The sequence below is a fragment of the Micromonospora sp. BL4 genome, from assembly GCF_003667505.1.
Classification (GTDB): Bacteria; Actinomycetota; Actinomycetes; order Mycobacteriales; family Micromonosporaceae; genus Micromonospora.
This window is the reverse complement of sequence record NZ_RCVJ01000144.1, coordinates 1-17,988: the sequence shown is the minus strand read 5'-3', so window position 1 is coordinate 17,988 and position 17,988 is coordinate 1. Positions and strand designations below refer to the sequence as shown.

The following is a 17,988-nucleotide window of genomic DNA, read 5'->3' as shown; positions in this document are numbered from 1 at the left end:
GTTTCGGGGTGGGCGGCATGGTCGACTCCACCGGCTGCGGCGCGCCGGCGGGTGTGATGGTGCCGTCCGGTTGGGCACAGCCGGCCAGGGCCAGCACCACGGCGAGGGCGGACGCCAGAATGGCGCGGGCTTGCATCTGTTCGCTCCCGGGGGGTCGGGGCAGGCGGACGCCCCGACGCTAGTGGACGCCGCCGGGAGCCGACAGCCCCGGTCAGGCCCCCCGCGACTGGTCCAGCGAGTCCCGGACCGCGACGGCGAGTGAGACCGCCTCGGCCAGGTCGGCCGGCCGCACCACGCCGGCGGGCAGGGTGTCGGCCCGCCAGCCGGGGCCGGCGGCGAGCACCAGCAGTGGGCGGCGGGGTGTGGCGAGCAGCGCGCTGAGCTGAGTCGGGTCCGCGGTGGCCCGGGTGTGCGACCAGAGCACCACGGCGGCCGGCCCGGTCCGGGTCACCGCCTCGACGAGGGCGGCCACCGGCACCCGGGCGCCGAGCATCCGGTAGGTGAGCCCGGTCTCGGCGAGCGCGGCGCCCAGCGCCTCCAGCGGCAGGCTGTGCTGCTCCTCGTCGGCGCAGGAGAGCAGGATCCGGGCCGGTCCGCTGGGTGCGGCGGCCCGGCTGCTCGCCGCGAACGCCTCGGACACGCAGCGCGAGACGAGGTGTTCCACCTCGATCAGGCCGCCGGTGGCGGCGTGCCGTTCACCGATGCCGGCGAGCACCGGGCGCAGCAGGTGATCCCAGGTCGCGACCACCCCGCCGACGGTCAGGGCCTGCGCGATCGTCTCGCTGATCGCCGCCGCGTCCAGACGCATGGCGGCCCGGGCCAGTCCTCTGGCGGCCGGGCCGGTGCGGCCCAACGGGATGGCTCCGCCGCCGTCCCGAGCCGGCGGGCGGATCCGGCTCCGGGCGACGGCGACGGCGTCGGCGTCGGCGGGCACGGGATCGCGCGCCTGACGGGCCCAGCGGGCCGCCTCGGCGGGGCTCACCCCCTCGGCGGTGAGCCGTCGCATGATTTCGAGACGGGCCAGGTCGGCCGGCGTGTACCGGCGGTGGTGGCCCGGGATGTGCTCACTGGGCCCGAGTCCGTAGCGCTGATGCCAGGTGCGCAGTGTGGTGACCGCGACCCCCAGCCGGCGCGCGACCGCGCCCGCGCTCAGCGCCTCATCGGCCACCCGACCGCTCCGCCGCGTCATCCGCCGACGTTCCGGACGGGATCACGGCCGGGTCGGGTACGCCGGACGTCGACCCCGAGGAGCGCAGCAGCCGGTTCACCACCCCGCCCAGCCAGGGTGCGTACGACCGGGGGTCCCGGGCGAGGTCGGCCTCCAGTGCGGCGGGGTCGGCCCAGCGCAGCTCGGCCACCTCGTCCGGGTCGGGTAGCAGCGGGGCGGCGGGGCGGAACTCGCCCCGCAGGACGTGGTCGTACTCGAACTCGATCCGCCCGGTGGCCGGGTCCTCGGCGTAGTAGATGTAGACGCCCACCTCGGTCAGCTCGACCGGGCCGGTGCCCAGCTCCTCGCGCAACCGCCGGTTGGCCGCCTCGGCGAGCGGTTCGCCCGGCTGGGGGTGGCCGCAGCAGGAGTTGGCCCACCGCAGCGGGAACCGGGTCTTGACGGCTGCTCGCCGCTGGAGCAGCACCTGACCGTCCGGGTCCACCAGCAGCACCGAGAAGGCGCGGTGCAGATGCCCCGGCGGCTGGTGGGCGGCCGCGACGGTGGTCTCGCCCCGAGCCCGGCCGGCGTCGTCGACCAGCTCGACGAGGTGCTCCTCACGACTGCTCACCGGCCCTCCCCGGTGATCCGGCCGGCGGCCAGCTTGCCCGAGATCAGCACCATCGGCACGCCGACACCGGGCTGGGTGCCGGAGCCGACGAAGACCACGTTCGCCAGGTCGCGGTGCAGGTTCGACGGGCGGAACGGGCCGGTCTGGAAGAGGCTGTGCGCGGCCGCGAACGGGGTCCCGGCGGCCATCCCCTGCTCCGCCCATTCGGCGGGCGTGATCGCCTGTAGGACCTCCACCCCGGCTCCGAAGCCGACGTAGCCGCGCTCCTCCAGGGTGCCGATCAGCTGGTCGCCGTAGCGCCGGGTCAGGTCGCCACGCCACTCGAACGGGGCCCGGTCGAGGTTGGGCACCGGGGCGAGCACGTAGTAGGTGTGCCGGTCCGGCGGCGCCACCGACGGGTCGGTCCGGCTCGGGTTGGTGACCAGCAGCGACGGGTCGGTCATCAGCTCGCCCCGGCGGATGACCTCATCGAAGGTACCCTTCCACGCGCGCCCGAAGTGGATGTTGTGGTGGGCGATCTTCGCATATCCCTGCCGTGAGCCGACATGCAGGACGACGCAGGACGGCGAGTAGGTGAGCCGGCGCGGACGGGCGGCGGGGAGCAGGTCGCGGTAGGCGACCGGCAGATCGGGGTTGAGCACCACCACGTCCGCCGGCACCAGCTCGCCGTCGGCGGTGAGCACGCCGGTGGCCCGGCCGTTCGCGGTCTCCACCCGGGTCACCGTGGTGTCGTACCGGATCTGCACGCCGTGCTTCTCGGCGGCGCCGGCCATCGCCCGGGAGACGGCGTGGATGCCGCCGCGCGGGAAGTAGACGCCGGCCACCGAGTCGAGGTACGCGATGACCGCGTAGATGGCCAGCGCGTCGTGCGGGGCGAGCCCGGCGTACATCGCCTGGAAGGAGAAGATCCGCTGGGTGCGCGGGTCCCGGAAGAACTGATTGATCTTCGTCTGGAGTCGACGGAAGGCTCCGCCGGCGAGCAGCTTGAGCAGGTTGCCGGTGATCAGGTCGGTCGGCGCGTCCAGGTTGCGCTCGATGAAGTCGGCCCGCTCCAGCCGCCACAGCTCCCGCGCGTAGTCGACGAAGCGCAGATAGCCGTCGGCCTCCCGGGGCCCGCAGACCCGGGAGATCTCGGCCGCCATCCGGGTCGTGTCGGTCAGCACGTCGAGGGTCGAGCCGTCCGGGTAGTACGCCCGGTAGGCCGGGTCGAGCGGGGTCAGGTCGACCCAGTCACGCAGCTCCTCCCCGACCGCGCCGAGCGCCTCGGCGATCAGCTCGGGCATGGTGAGCACGGTCGGGCCGGTGTCGAACTCGTACCCGTCCACGGCGAGCCGCCCGGCCCGCCCGCCGGGCACCGGCTCGCGTTCCAGCACGGTCACCTGCCGGCCGCTGCCGGCCAGGTGCAGCGCGCAGGCAAGGCCACCCAGCCCGGCGCCGACGACCACCACCCGGTCCGTCCGTCCCGTCACCGTCCGCACGTGACCACCTCCTCGGAGAAGTCGTTCATCAGGCCCGCCGGTTGGTGGCGGCGGTGGCCAGCCCGGTCAGCGCGGTTCGTGCCGTCCGGTCCACGGGTGCCGCGTCGAGCGCGGCCAGCGCGTCGCCCACCCGCTCGGCGATCATCCGCTCCACCCGGGCCACCGCGCCGGTGTCGACGATCAGCTCGGCCAGCCGGTCGACGCGCCCCTCGCCGGCCCGGTCCAACGCCTTGAGCTGGGCCGGGGTGGCCAGCTGCCGGGCCAGCATGAGCAGCGTGGTCGGCTTGCCGGTGCGCAGGTCGTCACCGGCCGGCTTGCCGGTGGTGGCCGGGTCGCCGTAGGCGCCGAGCAGGTCGTCGCGGAGCTGGAACGCCTCGCCGACGGCCAGGCCGTAGCGCGTGTACGCGGTGGCCAGCGGGTCGTCGGCGGGCACTCCGGCCAGGCAGGCGCCGTAGAGCAGTGGTCGCTGGACGGTGTAGCTGGCCGTCTTGTAACGGGCGACGCGCAACGCCCGGTCGATGGACCAGTTGGCCGCGTCGTTCTCGCCGAGCACGTCCAGGTACTGCCCGGCGATCGTCTCCACCCGCATCTGGTCGTAGCACCGACGGACCTCGAACAGCCGGGCCGGCGCCACGGTGGTGTGTGCCAGCAGCCGGTCGGCCCAGACCATGCAGAGGTCGCCGATGAGCACCGCGACCGCTTCGCCGAAGCGGTCGGGGTCGCCCCGGTGGCCGGCGGCGACATGCTGTGCGGCGAGGGCGACGTGGGCGGTGGGCCGGCCGCGGCGGGTGGCGGACGAGTCCATCACGTCGTCGTGCACGAGCGCGAACGTGTGCAGCAGTTCGAGGGCGGCCAACGCGGGCAGCACCGGTGGCAGTGGCTCGCTGCCGCCGACCGCCCCACGCCAGCCCCAGTAAGCAAAGGTGGGCCGGATCCGCTTGCCGCCGGCCAGCACGGCTTCTCGCGCGACGGCCGCGAAGCCGCCCATCGCCGCGTCGATCTCGGCGAGCGAGTCGACCTCGGCGGTGAGGAATGTGGTCAGGGTGTCGTCCACCGCCGTGATCAGGTCCCGGGTGTACGCGGCCAGTACGGCGCGGACCGGATCGTCCCCTTCGCCCGGCCGTGCCGGCGCCACGCGGATCGCGCTGCCGGCAACTGCGTCGTTGGCCATGTGGTCGAGCGTACCCTAGGGTTACGAGTTGCGTCGATTCGTGCGTCGATAATGAGGAGGGCCGGTGGACTCGGATCTCGCCGCTGCCTATGGCCAGTGCCGTGAGCTGCACAGACGTCACGGTCGCACCTACTATCTCGCCACCAGGCTGCTTCCCGCCTGGAAACGGCGGCACGTGCACGCCCTGTACGGATTCACCCGCTACGCCGACGAGATCGTGGACGGCACCGAGGACCTGCCGCCGGCCGAGCGGGCCGCCCGGCTGGACGACTGGGCCGGCCGTTTCGTGGCCGGCCTGCACGGTGCGCCGGCCGACGATCCGCTGCTGCCGGCCGTGCTGCACACGATCGCCGTCTTCGATCTCGACCGGGACGACTTCGCGTCGTTTCTGAAGAGCATGGCGATGGATCTGACGGTCAGCGCGTACCCGACCTACGACCACCTGCTCGACTACATGGAGGGCTCGGCGGCCGTCATCGGCACCATGATGCTGCCGATCCTGGGCAGCTCCGACCCGGTGGCCGCCCGGGAGCCGGCTCGGCAGCTCGGCTTCGCCTTCCAGCTCACGAACTTCATCCGGGACGTCGCCGAGGACCTCGACCGGGGCCGCACCTACCTACCGGACGAGGACCTGGCGAAGTTCGGTGTCACCCACGACGAGCTGGCCCAGGCCCGCGCCCGGGGGCGCGGTACAGCCCGGATCCGCGAGCTGATCGAGTACGAGGTGACCCGGGCCCAGGCGCACTACGCCGCCGCCGCGCCGGGCATCACGATGCTCGCGCCGGCCTCACAGGCCTGCATGCGCACCGCGTACGCGCTCTACGGCGGCATCCTCGACGAGGTGGCCGCGCAGGGCTACGACGTCTTCGCCCGGCGGGCGCTGGTGCCGCAGCGGCGCCGGATGGCGGTGGCCGCCCGCGCCCTGCTCACCCCGGCCGGCACCCCGGTCACCATTCCCGGGCCGACGGTCCATCCCCGGTGAGCGCGGGCACCGCGATCGTGCTCCTCACCCGCGACCTGCGGGTGCACGACCACCCGGCGCTGGCCACCACCTGTGCGGCCTTCGACCGGGTGGTGCCGTTGTACGTGCTCGACCCGGACCTGGCCGGACTGTCGGCCAACCGCACCCGGTTCCTGCACCAGGCTCTGGCGGACCTGCGTACCGAGCTGCGTGAGCGCGGCGGGGACCTGGTGGTGCGCCGCGGTGACGCGGTCGCCGAGACGATCCGGCTGGCCTCAGAGGTGGGCGCCACCGGAGTGGCGCTCTCCGCCGACGTCAGCCGGTACGCCCGTCGTCGGGAGCGGAGGCTGCGCGCCGAGTGCGAGCGGCACCGGCTGCACCTGCGGCTCTTTCCCGGGCTGACCGTGGTCGAGCCGGGTGCCCTGCGGCCGGGTGGTGGCGGCGACCACTACCGGGTGTTCAGCCCGTACCACCGGGCCTGGGTGGCCAACCGGTGGCGCGCGGAGCTGGCCGCGCCGCACCGGATCACGCTCCCCGACGGGGTGCGCGTGGGCCGGCTGCCGGCGCTGCCGAACGGGGACTCGCCCGACGCGGCCGTCGGCGGCGAGCGGGCCGGCCGGCGACGCCTCACCGACTGGTTGCCCGACCTGGACCGGTACGACGACCAGCACGACGACATGGCCGGCGACGACACCTCCCGCCTCAGCCCGTACCTGCGCTTCGGCTGCGTGTCCCCGCTGGCGGTGGCCAACCGTGCCGGGGACCGGTCCGGGCCGTTCGTCCGGCAGCTTTGCTGGCGGGACTTCTACTACCAGGTCACCGCCGCCTTCCCGGAGATCTCGACCACCGCCTACCGTCCGGGCGCCACGGAGCGGTGGCGCGACGACGACGACGCGCTGGCGGCCTGGGCCGAGGGCCGGACCGGGATGCCGATCGTGGACGCCGGGATGCGGCAGATGCGGGCGCAGGGTTGGTTGCACAACCGGGCCCGCCTGATCACCGCCGGCTACCTGACCAAGCACCTCGGGCAGGACTGGCGGCACGGGGTGGCGGTCTTCTTCCGCTGGCTGCTGGACGGGGACGTGGCGAACAACTCCGGCAACTGGCAGTGGGTCGCCGGCACCGGCAACGACACCAAGCCGTACCGGGGGTTCAACCCGGTCCGGCAGGCCGAGCGGTACGACCCGGACGGCGACTACGTGCGTCGCTGGGTGCCGGAGCTGGCCGGGGTGCCGGGCAAGGGTGTGCACCAGCCCTGGCGGCTCCCCGAGGCGCTGCGACGAACCCTGGACTACCCGTCCCCGCTCACCGTGCCCGACACCGACCCCGTCTGGCTGCGCTGACCGGGCGGCAGCTCAGAGCACCGAGTGCAGCGCCTCCACCAACTCGTCGACCCGGTCGTGCTCCGCCAACTGGGCGGTGACGTACGCGAAGGTGTAGCCGCGCTCCGGGTCCGCCCACGAGCTGCTGCCGCCGAGACCGCCCATGCCCCAGCTGCCGTCCGGCTCCCGCTGCATGCCCAGCGTCCACTGGACCGGCCGATCCAGCACCAGATCGGGGCCGTCGTACTCGACCCGCGTCGCTTCCGCCACCAGTTCCGGGCTGAACAGCCGGACGCCGTCCAGGACACCGCCGGCGAGCAGGCCGGAGTAGAGACGGGCCAGGCCGGACGCCGTGGCGTGCAGGTTGACCGCCGGCATCTCGGCGCCCCGCCAGAGCGGACTGTTGAGCACGGCCAGGTCCTGACCTCCGGCCGGGTTGCCCATCGCCCGGGCCCGTAGCGATCCTGGCTCGCCGAGCGCCCGGGTCGGCCAGTCCGGATCGCCGTAGCGCAGGTCGGCGCAGCGCCGCTGGTCCGCCTCGGACAGCCCGAAGCCGAGGTCGAGCCGCCAGGGGCCGGCGATCTCCTCGGCCAGGAACCGGCCCACCGACCGGCCGTCCACCCGGCGGACCAGCTCGCCCACCAGGTGCCCGTACGTCCAGGCGTGCTCACCGGCGACCGAGCCCGGCGTCCACTCGGGGTCGGCGGCAGCCAGGTCGCCGGCGAGCAGCGCCCAGTCGGCGATCGCGGTGGCCGGCCGGGGCACCGGGAAGGCCGGCAGCCCGGCGGTGTGCGACAACATCTGACGCACGGTGGCCGGGGTGCGGAATTCCGGCCAGTACCGGGTGGCCGGCGCGTCGAGGTCGACCCACTCCCGGTCGACCAGCATCAACAGGCAGAGCGCGGCCACCGGCTTACCCACCGAGTAGACGTTGACCAGCGTGTCCGGCCGCCACGGGTCGCCGCCGGCCGGGCCGGTCCCGTCGTCGGCGCCGGCGGTGGCCCGGGAGCCGCCGATCAGGTCGACCACCGGCTGGCCGTCGTACCAGACGGTGAGGCCGGCACCGGTCTCCCGACCGTTGGCGAACAGGTCGTGGAAGCAGTCCCGGACCGGGCCGAATCGTGCGTGCATCTGGCCACCGTAGGCCGCCCCACCCGGTCGGCGCGCTGACTTTTCCCGGACCTAAGTGGTCCGGGCGAAGCGGCTGGGGGATGCTGTCGTGGTGGCGGAACCGGAGCTGGTGGATGTGGTCGTGGTCGGTCTCGGTGTCGGCGGCGAGGAGGTGGCCGGGCGTATCGCCGAGGCCGGCCTGAGCGTCGTCGGTATCGAACGGGACCTGGTCGGCGGGGAGTGCCCGTACTGGGGCTGCATCCCGAGCAAGATGATGATCAGAGCGGCCAACGCGCTCGCCGAGGCGCGCCGGGTCGACGGACTGGCCGGGACGGCGACGGTCCAGCCGGACTGGGCGCCGGTGGCGAAGCGGATCCGCGAGGAGGCCACCGACACCTGGGACGACACGGTGGCGGTGCGGCGGCTGACGGATCGGGGCGCCCGGTTCGTCCGGGGCAGCGGTCGACTCGACGGCCCGGGCCGGGTGCGGGTCGGCGACCAGGTGTTCCAGGCCCGGCAGGGGATCGTGCTGGGCACCGGCACCCGGCCATCGGTGCCGCCGATCGAAGGTCTGGCCGACACTCCGTACTGGACCAACCACCAGGCGATCGAGGTCGAGCAGCTGCCGGAGTCGCTGCTGGTGCTCGGCGGCGGCGCGATCGGGTTGGAGCTGTCCCAGGTCTTCGCGCGGTTCGGGGTGCGGGTCACGGTCGTGGAGGCGCTGGACCGGGTGCTGGCCCTTGAGGAGCCCGAGGCGTCCGAGGTGGCCGCCGCGGCGCTGCGCGCCGACGGCGTGGAGATCCACACCGGGGTACGGGCCGAGCGGGTCGAGCACGACGGGAGCCGGTTCACCCTGCGCGGCGCCGGCGGGGCGGAGTTCACCGCCGACCGCCTGCTGGTGGTGACCGGCCGCCGGGCACACCTGGACGAGCTGGGGCTGGACACGGTCGGCGTCGACGCCACACAGCGCTACCTGTCGGTGGACGACCGGCTGCACGTGACCGATGGCATCTGGGCGGTTGGCGACGTGACCGGCGAGGGGGCCTTCACCCACATCGCCATGTATCAGGCGGCGATCGTGATCGCCGACGTGCTGGCCCACGCCCGCAAGTCGAACCCGGGTGCGGACCCCAGCGGCACCGCCAGCGTGATCGGCGGCGCGATGGGGGCGGCCAGCGGATCGGCGGGCAGCGGGCCGCGCGCCGACTATCGCGCGCTGCCGCGGGTGACCTTCACCGATCCGGAGGTCGGCGCGGTCGGGCTGACCGAGCAGCAGGCCCGGGAGCGTGGCATCAACGTGCAGGTCGGGTTCACCAAGCTGGGCGGTTCGACCCGGGGCTGGATCCACCGGGTCGGCGACGAGGATTTCATCAAGCTGATCGCGGACGCCGACAAGGGCGTGCTGATCGGGGCGACGTCGGTCGGCCCGGCCGGTGGTGAGGTGCTCTCCGCGCTGGTGGTGGCTGTGCACGCGGCCGTGCCGGTGAGCCAGCTCCGGCAGATGATCTATGCCTATCCGACCTTCCACCGGGCCATCGAGGACGCCCTGCGCAACCTGTCCTGACGCCGCCGCACCCGCGCCGGGCTGTCCGGTGGCGAGCAGAGCGCGGCAGCGGAGAAGCAAACGCCCGGCACGTGGCTGTTCATTTCTTTCATCCACGTGACGTACGATTGCGGCCGTGACCAAGCGGTTGACTGAAGTTGCCAAGAAGGCGGGCGTCAGCGAGGCCACCGTCAGCCGGGTGCTCAACGGGCGGGACGGGGTCTCCGAGGCGACCCGGACGGCCGTACTGACCGCGTTGGACGTGCTCGGCTACGAACGGCCGACCAAGTTGCGCGGCGAGCGTGCCCGGCTGGTCGGGCTGGTACTGCCCGAGCTGCAGAACCCGATCTTCCCGGCGCTCGCCGAGGTGGTCACCGGCTCCCTCGCCCAACGCGGCTACACCCCGGCGCTCTGCGCGCGCACCATCGGCGGAGTCTCCGAGATGGACTACGTGGAGATGCTCCTCGACCACCAGGTCTCCGGGGTGATCTTCGCCGGTGGCTCGTACGCGCTCGCCGACGCCCGGCACGACCACTACCGCCGGCTGACCGACCGGGGCCTGCCGGTGGTGCTGGTCAACGCGGGTGTCGACGAGTTGGGCTTCCCGCGGGTCTCCACCGACGACGCGGTGGCGGTGGAGCAGGCGTACGGGCACCTGCGCTCGCTGGGCCACGACCGGATCGGGATGGTGCTCGGCCCGGAGGGGCACGTGCCGTCCCGCCGCAAGCTCGACGCGATGATCCGGGCCGCGGGCTGGACCGACGACACGGACTGTGTGGAGCGTTCCAGCTTCTCCATGGAGGGGGCGCGGGTCGCCGCGACCAAGCTGGTCGAGCGTGGCGTCACCGGCATCATCTGTGCCAGCGACGTGCTGGCCCTGGGCACCATCCGGGCCGCTCGGCGGCTGGGTCGTGTGGTGCCCAGGGACGTGTCGGTGGTCGGCTACGACGACTCCGCGTTCATGACGTGCACCGACCCGCCGTTGACCACCGTGCGGCAGCCGATCGAGACGATGGGGCAGGCCGCGGTGGACCTGCTGGTCACCCAGATCGAGGGTGCCGGCGTGCTGCAGGACGAGTTGCTGTTCGAGCCCGAGCTGGTGGTTCGCGGTTCCACCGCCCCCGCTCCGGGCCGCTGACGATCCCGCCGGACACCGACTGACCGACGCTCGGCCGTCGACCGCTCATCGCGGTCGACGGCCGTTTTCGTCGTTGCTGGAATCGGGCAGCACCGGCCGGGGCCACCGATGGGTCACAAGGGACGAAAGCCAACATCTCGGCTCTGTTTCAAGATCCTGTCGGTCCCTGCCGTTAGAAAGTCGTGTCCTTTCATAACGGGATCGATACCTTGCCGAAATCAGTCGGCGTCGTTACAGTGACTCCACTCACACCTGGCTCCGGCGCAGCTACTGGGCGTCAGGTCGCATCACCGCAGATCACGAAGGTCATGGAGACACCCGTTCCCGAAGGGATGGACAGATGTCCGTACCGCAATACCGAAAGGCTGCGGCGTTAGCGCTCGTGGCCGGCCTGGGGTTCAGCCTCACGGCATGCTCCACGAAGAGCGACGACAAGGACACGAACGCCGGCGGCAAGGTCACCATCACCGTCGACTGCCAGCCCGTCGGTGCTCAGAAAGAGCTGTTGAAGAACTGGAACGACGATGTCGCTGAGTTCCAGCGGCAGAACCCGGACATCGTCATCAAGAGCGTGAGCGTCGGCGAGCAGTGCAACAACCCGCCGGACTTCACCGCCCGCCTCGCCGGCGGCACCGTGACCGACGTGTTCTACGGGTACATGACCGATCTCCAGCAGGTGCTCGACTCCGGCCAGGCGATGGACATCACCCAGTACGCCAACAAGGACACCATCCCGACCTGGGACAGCGTCGACCCGGCGCTCAAGGAAGTCTTCACCGACGGAGGCAAGCTCTACGCCGTCCCGGTGAAGAACTACTCGATGGGTCTCGTCTACAACAAGGTCCTGTTCCAGCGGGCCGGGCTCGACGTGAACAGCCCGCCCAAGACCTGGGGCGAGGTCCGGGCCGCCGCCAAGAAGATCTCCGCGCTCGGCAACGGCATCGCCGGTTACTCGGAGTACAGCGCCGGCAACACCGGCGGCTGGCACTTCACCTCCCTGCTCTACTCGCAGGGCGGCCAGGTGCTGACCCCGGACGGCAAGAAGGCCGACTTCAACAACGCGATGGGCAAGCAGGTCCTGCAGAACATCAAGGACATGCGGTACGGCGACAACAGCATGGGCGCCCGGCAGCTGCTGCAGTGGGGCGACCTGCTGACCAACGCGGGTGCGGGCAAGGTCGGCATGTTCATCGGCGCTCCGGACTCCACCCAGGCGATCGTCAGCCAGTTCCAGGGCAAGTTCCAGGACTGGGCGATGGCCCCGCTGCCCGGCCAGGACGGCCTGGCGAAGGGCACGCTCGGTGGTGGCGAGGGCTACTTCTTCAAGAAGGACCTGACCCCCGAGCAGGTCAAGGCCGGTATGAAGTGGATCGCGTACCAGAAGCTGACGCCGGGCAAGGGCCAGTTCGACTACGTCCGGGCCAAGCCGCAGAACTACCCGGTGGGTCTGCCCCAGCCGCTGCTCTTCGCGAACGGCAGCGATGCGCAGAAGCAGGAACTCGAACTGCGCAAGGCGAACGCGAACGTCGACACCGCGAACTTCGCGATCTTCGAGGCGACCCCGGTCCCGATCAAGGGTGAGCCGCGCAACGCGCAGGCGGTCTACGCGGTGCTCGACGCCGCGATGTCCGGGGTCCTCACGAACCCGAACTCGAACATCGACGCGCTGCTCAAGACGGCCGAGGAAAAGGTCAACCAGCTCTTGGCCGCCGAGAGCTGATCCGGTCAGGTGGGGGCCGGCACGCCGAGCCGGCCCCCACCCCATCCGCGCCGCACGGTCCGGTCACTGACTCACCAGGAGTTGCCTTGGCGATCACCACCGTCCCGGGGACCACCAGAAAGCCGGGACGTCCCACACCGTCCTACCCGGGGCCGCAACGCACGGGCCTCGGCCGCAAGGTACGGGACAACCTCACCGGTCACGCGTTCCTGATCGGGGCGGTGCTCTGCTTCCTCGTCTTCTCCTGGTACCCGATGATCCGCGGCATCGTGATGAGCTTCCAGCGCACGCGGCGCGGCGAGACGACCTGGGTGGGCTGGGACAACTACTCCCGCATCATCGCCGACCCCAGCTTCTGGCCGGCCTGGCAGAACACGCTCTACTTCACGGTGCTCGCGCTCGTCCTCGGGTACGCGGCGCCGTTCTTCGTGGCGATCCTGCTCAACGAGTTCCGCCACGCCAAGGGGTACCTGCGGATCCTGGTCTACCTGCCGGTGATGCTGCCGCCGGCCTCGGCGCTGTACCTCTTCAAGTTCTACGCGTACGACCCGAGCGAGGCGGGTCTCTTCAACGCGATCCTCAAGGCGCTGCACCTGCCCACGTCGCAGTGGATGCAGTCGCCGGAGATGACGATGCCGGCGATGGTGCTCGCGTCGACCTGGATGAACATGGGCGGCGCAGTGCTGATCTACCTGGCGTCGCTGCAGAACATCCCGGGCGAACTCTACGAGGCCGCCGAGCTCGACGGCGCCGGGATCTGGAAGCGGATCCGCCACGTGACGATCCCGCAGACCCGGCTGATCCTCGCGCTCCTGGCGATGATCCAGATCGTCGCCACGATGCAGCTCTTCATCGAGCCGCTCATCCTCGCCAACGGGGCGGGCGCGGAGGATTCCGCGACCTCCGTGGCGTACCTCATCTACCAGCACGGCTTCTTCCAGAACGACCTCAACGGCGCCGCGGCGCTCGGCGTGCTCATGCTCGTGGTGCTGGCCGGCTTCTCCGCCGCCTACCTGCGGCTGAGCGCGAAACAGGACTAGGGCGGGCGAGGCATGGCACAGGACTCCGGCACCCGGACCCTCATCTCTTCCGCGCAGCTCCGCCGTGGGCGCGGCAGGTTCCTCTACTGGACGCTGCTCACCGTCGTCGTCGTGGGCTTCACGCTCGTCTTCCTCGGGCCGCTCTACTGGATGGTCACCGGCGCGCTCAAATCCGGCCAGGAGATCGCGCAGACCCCGCCGTCGCTGTTCCCGAAGGACCCCCAGCCGCAGAACTACATCGACGCCTGGAACAACCTGGACCTCGCCAAGCTGCTGTTCAACACGTTCTACTACGCGGCCGGCGCGGTGGTGTTCCAGCTCGTCCTCGACACCGCCGCGGCGTACTCCCTGTCCAAGCTCCGGCCGGTGTTCGGCAACGTGATCCTCGCCCTGATGCTGGCGACGCTGATGATTCCGGCGATGGTGCTCATCGTCCCGCAGTACGTGACCGTGATCGACCTGCCGATCCTGCACATCAACCTGCTCGACTCGCCGTTCGCGATCTGGCTGCCCCTGGTCGCGAACGCGTTCAACATCTTCCTGCTGAAGCGCTTCTTCGACTCGATTCCCGAGGAGCTCATGGCGGCAGCGCTGGTGGACGGGGCGACGCCACTGCGCACGCTGTGGTCGATCATCCTGCCGATGTCACGCCCCATCCTCGGCGTAGTGTCGATCTTCGCCGTGACGGCCGTCTGGAAGGACTTCCTCTGGCCGAAGCTGGTCATGCCGGCGCCGGAGACCCGGACCGTCAGCGTCGGCATCTACGCCTTCGCCGGTGGCACCCCCATGAACGTGGTGATCGCCGCGTCGGTCATCGCCGCGATCCCGACCGTCATCATCTTCCTGATCTTCCAACGGAACATCATGTCCGGTCTGACCACGGGCAGCCTCAAGGGATAACGACCAGCGCAACCTCCCGTGGCGAACAACGGCCGTTCGCCCGACACACTCTCCGGTCCGGCGAACCCGCCGACGTACTGACCCAGAAAGCAGGTGCTCGTGTCCACAGCAGACAGCAGTCCGTGGTGGCGTGGGGCGGTGATCTACCAGGTGTATCCGCGTAGCTTCGCCGACGGCAACGGCGACGGCATCGGCGACATCGCGGGCATCCGGTCCCGGCTGAATCACCTGTCCGCGCTCGGCATCGACGCGATCTGGTTCAGTCCCTGGTACCCCTCCCCGATGGCGGACGCCGGCTACGACGTGTCCGACTACCGCGACATCGATCCCGTCTTCGGCACTCTCGCCGAGGCGGAGGCGCTGATCTCGGAGGCACACGCGCTCGGCATCCGCACCATCGTCGACGTGGTGCCCAACCACTGCTCCGACGCGCATCCCTGGTTCCAGGCCGCGCTCGCCGGCGGGCCCGGCGCGCCCGAGCGCGACCTGTTCTGGTTCCGACCCGGCCGAGGCCCGAACGGCGACCAGCGGCCCACCGACTGGGTCGGTGAGTTCGGCGGCCCGACCTGGACCCGGACCACCCATCCGGACGGCACCCCCGGCGACTGGTACCTGCACCTCTTCGCTCCCGAGCAGCCGGACTTCAACTGGGACCACCCCAGGGTGCGGGCCGAGTTCGAGGACGTCCTGCGGTTCTGGTTCGACCGGGGGGTGGACGGCATCCGGATCGACTCGGCCGGGCTGCTGGTCAAGGACGGGACGCTGCCCGAGGTCGACCCGGACCAGCAGCACCCGTTCCAGGACCTGGACGGCGTGCACGACATCTACCGGGGCTGGCGTCGGGTCGCCGACGAGTACGCCGACCGGGCCCTGATCGGTGAGGTGTGGCTGCCGGACCGGCAACGGTTCGCCAACTACCTGCGCCCGGACGAGCTGCACGCGGCGTTCAACTTCGACTTCCTCGGCTGCGCCTGGGACGCCTCGGCGCTGCGCGAGAGCATCGACGGGACGCTCAGCGCGCACGCGCCGGTCGGCGCGCCGGCCACCTGGGTGCTCTCCAACCACGACGTCACCCGGCACGTCACCCGCTACGGGCGGGCGGACACCAGGTTCAGCTTCGCCGCCAAGCGCGAGGGGATCCCCACCGACCTGGAGCTGGGCACCCGCCGGGCCCGGGCCGCCGCGCTGCTCTCGCTGTCGCTGCCCGGCGCCGCCTACGTCTACCAGGGCGAGGAGTTGGGGCTCTACGAGGTCGAGGACATCCCGTACGCGCTGCGCCAGGACCCGATGTGGGAACGCTCCGGCCGGGTCGACCCCGGTCGGGACGGCTGCCGGGTGCCGCTGCCCTGGACCGGCGACGAGCCGCCGTTCGGGTTCAGTCCGGACGGTGCCGCGGTGCCGTGGCTGCCTCAGCCGGCCGACTGGAAGGACCGGACGGTCCGGGCGCAGACCGGCGACGCGGCCTCGATGCTGGAGCTGTACCGGGCGGCCATCCAGATCCGGCGGGCCGAGCCGACGCTCGGCGACGGGGACCTGAGCTGGCTGCCCGCTCCGGACGGCGTGCTCGCCTACAGCCGTGGCGGCGGTTTCCGTTGCCTGGTCAACCTCACCGACGCGCCGGTGCCGCTGCCCGCCGACGGGAACCTACTGCTGGCCAGCGGGCCACTCGACGACGGTCTGCTGCCGCCGGACACCGCCGTCTGGCTGCGTACCGCCGCACCGGCGGACGGACCCGGCCTGACCTGACCGCCGTGGTGCCGGCGGCCCGTCCCGGCCGCCGGCACCACACCACCCGGGAAAGGAGGAACGAAGGGGGACGCGCCACGCCGCACCGCAACGGGGGGATCTGGCCTGCCTGACGAAAGGGAGAGCGCAGCTCATGGCCAACCACACCACCGGCACCCCGCACCACCTCCGACACCCGACCCGGGCAGGGTTGGCCGCCATCGCCGCCGCCCTGCTCGTCGCGACATCGGTGACCGCCCTCGCGGTCACCGGCACCGCGACCCCGGCCTCGGCAGCCGGGCTGTCCCCCTTCGACATTCCCGGCCGCGGCGCAACCGTTCCGTTCGTGGAGCAGGAGGCCGAGAAGGCGGCCCACAACGGCACGAAGATCGGCCCGGACCGGCGTTACGGCACGCTGCCGTCCGAGGCGTCCGGCCGGGAGGCGGTCACCCTCGACTCCGTCGGCGAGTACGTCGAGTTCACCCTCACCGCCCCGGCCAACGCGGTCACGTTCCGGCACAGCCTGCCGGACAGCCCGGCCGGTACCGGCCGGGACGCCACCATCGACCTGCGGGCCAACGGGAGCCTGCTGAAGTCGGTGCCGGTCACCTCGCGGTACGGCTGGTACTACGGCGGTTACCCGTTCAACAACAACCCGGGCGACACCAACCCGCACCACTTCTACGACGAGACCCGGGCGATGTTCGGCAACACCTACCCGGCCGGCACCAGGATCCGGTTGCAGGTCTCCTCGACCGCCCAGTCGCCCACGTTCACCATCGACCTGGCCGACTTCGAGCTGGTCGCCCCGGCGATCACGAAGCCCGCCGGCGCGCTCGACGTGGTCACCGACTTCGGCGCCGACCCGAGCGGCGCGACCGACTCGACCGCGAAGTTCCAGGCGGCGGTCGACGCCGGAAAGGCCCAGGGCCGGACGGTCTGGATCCCGACCGGCACCTTCACCCTCTGGGACCACGTGGTGGTCGACGGGGTGACCCTGCGCGGCGCCGGCCCGTGGTATTCGGTGCTCGGCGGCCGGCACCCCACCGACCGCAAGCGGGCCGCCGGCATCTACGGCAAGTACGTTCCCGGTGGCGGCTACACCGGCCCGGTCCGCCCGCACGAGGCCAACGGACCGAGCCGCAACGTCACGCTGCGGGACTTCGCCATCATCGGGGACATCCGCGAACGGGTGGACGACGACCAGGTCAACGCGCTCGGCGGCGCGATGTCCAACTCGGTGGTCGACAACCTCTGGCTGGAGAACACCAAGGTCGGGGCCTGGATGGACGGCCCGATGGACAACTTCACCATCCGCAACAGCCGGATCCTGGACCAGACCGCCGACGGGGTGAACTTCCACACCGGCGTGACCAACTCGACGGTGACCAACACGTTCGTCCGCAACACCGGCGACGACGCCCTCGCGATGTGGGCGCAAAGCGTGCCGAACGTCAACAACTCCTTCACGCACAACACCATCGGCGTGACCCTGCTCGCGAACCACCTGGTCAGCTACGGCGGCCGGGACATCAAGATCACCGACAACGTGACGGCCGACTCGCTGACCAACGGCGGCGGCATCCACGTCGCCAACCGCTACCCCGGCGTGCAGGGCGCCACCGGCGTCCAGGGCACCTGGACGATCGCCCGGAACACCCTGATCCGCAACGGCAACTCGGACTACAACTGGAACTTCGGCGTCGGGGCGATCTGGTTCTCCGCCCTCAACGAGGCGTTCCAGAACCCCACCATCAACATCACCGACACCGACATCCTGGACAGCTCGTACGCGGCGCTGCACTGGATCGAGGGCCAGACCAACGGGATCAACCTCAACAACGTACGGATCGACGGCGCCGGCACGTACGCCCTCCAGGTGCAGGCGCCCAGCCAGGTGTCGTTCACGAACGTGCGGGCCACCAACATCGCGCAGAGCAACCCGATCCACAACTGCGTGGGCGGCGGCTTCCAGATCACCCAGGGCGCCGGCAACTCCGGCTGGTACACCTCCACCCCGTACTGCGGACCGTGGCCGGACCCGCAGTGGGGCGGTGGACCCAGCACCCCGCCGACCACTCCACCGCCGACCACCCCACCAC

The 17,988-nt window shown here is 71.5% G+C and carries 14 protein-coding genes; 9 read left to right on the top strand and 5 right to left on the bottom strand.

Going from position 1 to position 17,988, the window contains the following annotated elements:
* Positions 1 to 211: 211 nt before the first annotated feature.
* The 4 genes from EAD89_RS18350 to EAD89_RS18335 are packed head-to-tail and all read right to left on the bottom strand — an operon-like array spanning position 212 to position 4,427.
* Positions 212 to 1,168 (bottom strand): MerR family transcriptional regulator, encoded by a 957-nt coding sequence (locus EAD89_RS18350; protein ID WP_121676594.1) that lies wholly within the window; start codon positions 1,166 to 1,168, stop codon positions 212 to 214.
* A complete protein-coding gene (idi, locus tag EAD89_RS18345; protein ID WP_121676591.1) occupies positions 1,158 to 1,778 on the bottom strand; it encodes an isopentenyl-diphosphate Delta-isomerase in 621 nt (206 codons plus the stop codon). The genes EAD89_RS18350 and idi overlap by 11 nt, the downstream gene beginning before the upstream one ends.
* On the bottom strand, positions 1,775 to 3,256 hold the full coding sequence (gene crtI / locus EAD89_RS18340; protein ID WP_121656045.1) for a phytoene desaturase family protein: 1,482 nt from the start codon (positions 3,254 to 3,256) through the stop codon (positions 1,775 to 1,777). The genes idi and crtI overlap by 4 nt, the downstream gene beginning before the upstream one ends.
* A 28-nt stretch (positions 3,257 to 3,284) precedes the next feature.
* A complete protein-coding gene (locus tag EAD89_RS18335; RefSeq protein ID WP_121676590.1) occupies positions 3,285 to 4,427 on the bottom strand; it encodes a polyprenyl synthetase family protein in 1,143 nt (380 codons plus the stop codon).
* Positions 4,428 to 4,491: 64 nt separating this feature from the next.
* On the opposite strand from EAD89_RS18335, the gene EAD89_RS18330 reads away from it, so the two are divergent.
* Positions 4,492 to 5,409, top strand: coding sequence for a phytoene/squalene synthase family protein (locus EAD89_RS18330; protein ID WP_121676589.1), 918 nt, complete (start codon positions 4,492 to 4,494; stop codon positions 5,407 to 5,409).
* Entirely contained in the window at positions 5,406 to 6,731 is a 1,326-nt protein-coding gene (locus EAD89_RS18325; RefSeq protein WP_121676588.1) for a deoxyribodipyrimidine photo-lyase, read from the top strand. Before EAD89_RS18330 ends, EAD89_RS18325 begins: the two co-directional genes overlap by 4 nt.
* Positions 6,732 to 6,743: 12 nt before the next feature.
* Here EAD89_RS18325 and EAD89_RS18320 read toward each other — a convergent pair whose 3' ends face one another.
* Positions 6,744 to 7,841, bottom strand: a complete 1,098-nt coding sequence (locus tag EAD89_RS18320) for a serine hydrolase (RefSeq protein ID WP_121676587.1) — start codon at positions 7,839 to 7,841, stop codon at positions 6,744 to 6,746.
* Positions 7,842 to 7,932: 91 nt separating this feature from the next.
* On the opposite strand from EAD89_RS18320, the gene EAD89_RS18315 reads away from it, so the two are divergent.
* The 7 genes from EAD89_RS18315 to EAD89_RS18285 all read left to right on the top strand — a co-directional run.
* Positions 7,933 to 9,384 (top strand): NAD(P)/FAD-dependent oxidoreductase, encoded by a 1,452-nt coding sequence (locus tag EAD89_RS18315; protein WP_121676593.1) that lies wholly within the window; start codon positions 7,933 to 7,935, stop codon positions 9,382 to 9,384.
* Positions 9,385 to 9,499: 115 nt separating this feature from the next.
* Positions 9,500 to 10,501, top strand: coding sequence for a LacI family DNA-binding transcriptional regulator (locus tag EAD89_RS18310; protein ID WP_121656050.1), 1,002 nt, complete (start codon positions 9,500 to 9,502; stop codon positions 10,499 to 10,501).
* A 340-nt stretch (positions 10,502 to 10,841) separates the two neighbouring features.
* The gene (locus EAD89_RS18305) at positions 10,842 to 12,221 is read left to right on the top strand and encodes an ABC transporter substrate-binding protein (RefSeq protein WP_121656051.1); all 1,380 of its coding nucleotides are present in this window, start codon (positions 10,842 to 10,844) and stop codon (positions 12,219 to 12,221) included.
* Positions 12,222 to 12,307: 86 nt separating this feature from the next.
* Positions 12,308 to 13,261, top strand: a complete 954-nt coding sequence (locus EAD89_RS18300; RefSeq protein ID WP_121676586.1) for a carbohydrate ABC transporter permease — start codon at positions 12,308 to 12,310, stop codon at positions 13,259 to 13,261.
* A 12-nt stretch (positions 13,262 to 13,273) separates the two neighbouring features.
* Complete coding sequence (locus tag EAD89_RS18295) at positions 13,274 to 14,161, top strand: carbohydrate ABC transporter permease (RefSeq protein WP_121676585.1); 888 nt, start codon at positions 13,274 to 13,276, stop codon at positions 14,159 to 14,161.
* Positions 14,162 to 14,260: 99 nt separating this feature from the next.
* The gene (locus EAD89_RS18290) at positions 14,261 to 15,907 is read left to right on the top strand and encodes a glycoside hydrolase family 13 protein (protein ID WP_121676592.1); all 1,647 of its coding nucleotides are present in this window, start codon (positions 14,261 to 14,263) and stop codon (positions 15,905 to 15,907) included.
* A 133-nt stretch (positions 15,908 to 16,040) separates the two neighbouring features.
* The coding region (locus EAD89_RS18285) for a glycosyl hydrolase family 28-related protein (protein ID WP_121656054.1) at positions 16,041 to 17,988 on the top strand (1,948 nt) is incomplete at its 3' end.

Excerpts from the sequence above, each read along its gene's own strand:
- EAD89_RS18335 (WP_121676590.1), bottom strand. The coding sequence starts at position 4,427 with ATGGCCAACGACGCAGTTGCCGGCAGCGCGATCCGCGTGGCGCCGGCA.
- EAD89_RS18320 (WP_121676587.1), bottom strand. The coding sequence starts at position 7,841 with ATGCACGCACGATTCGGCCCGGTCCGGGACTGCTTCCACGACCTGTTC.
- EAD89_RS18305 (WP_121656051.1), top strand. The coding sequence starts at position 10,842 with ATGTCCGTACCGCAATACCGAAAGGCTGCGGCGTTAGCGCTCGTGGCC.
- EAD89_RS18295 (WP_121676585.1), top strand. The coding sequence starts at position 13,274 with ATGGCACAGGACTCCGGCACCCGGACCCTCATCTCTTCCGCGCAGCTC.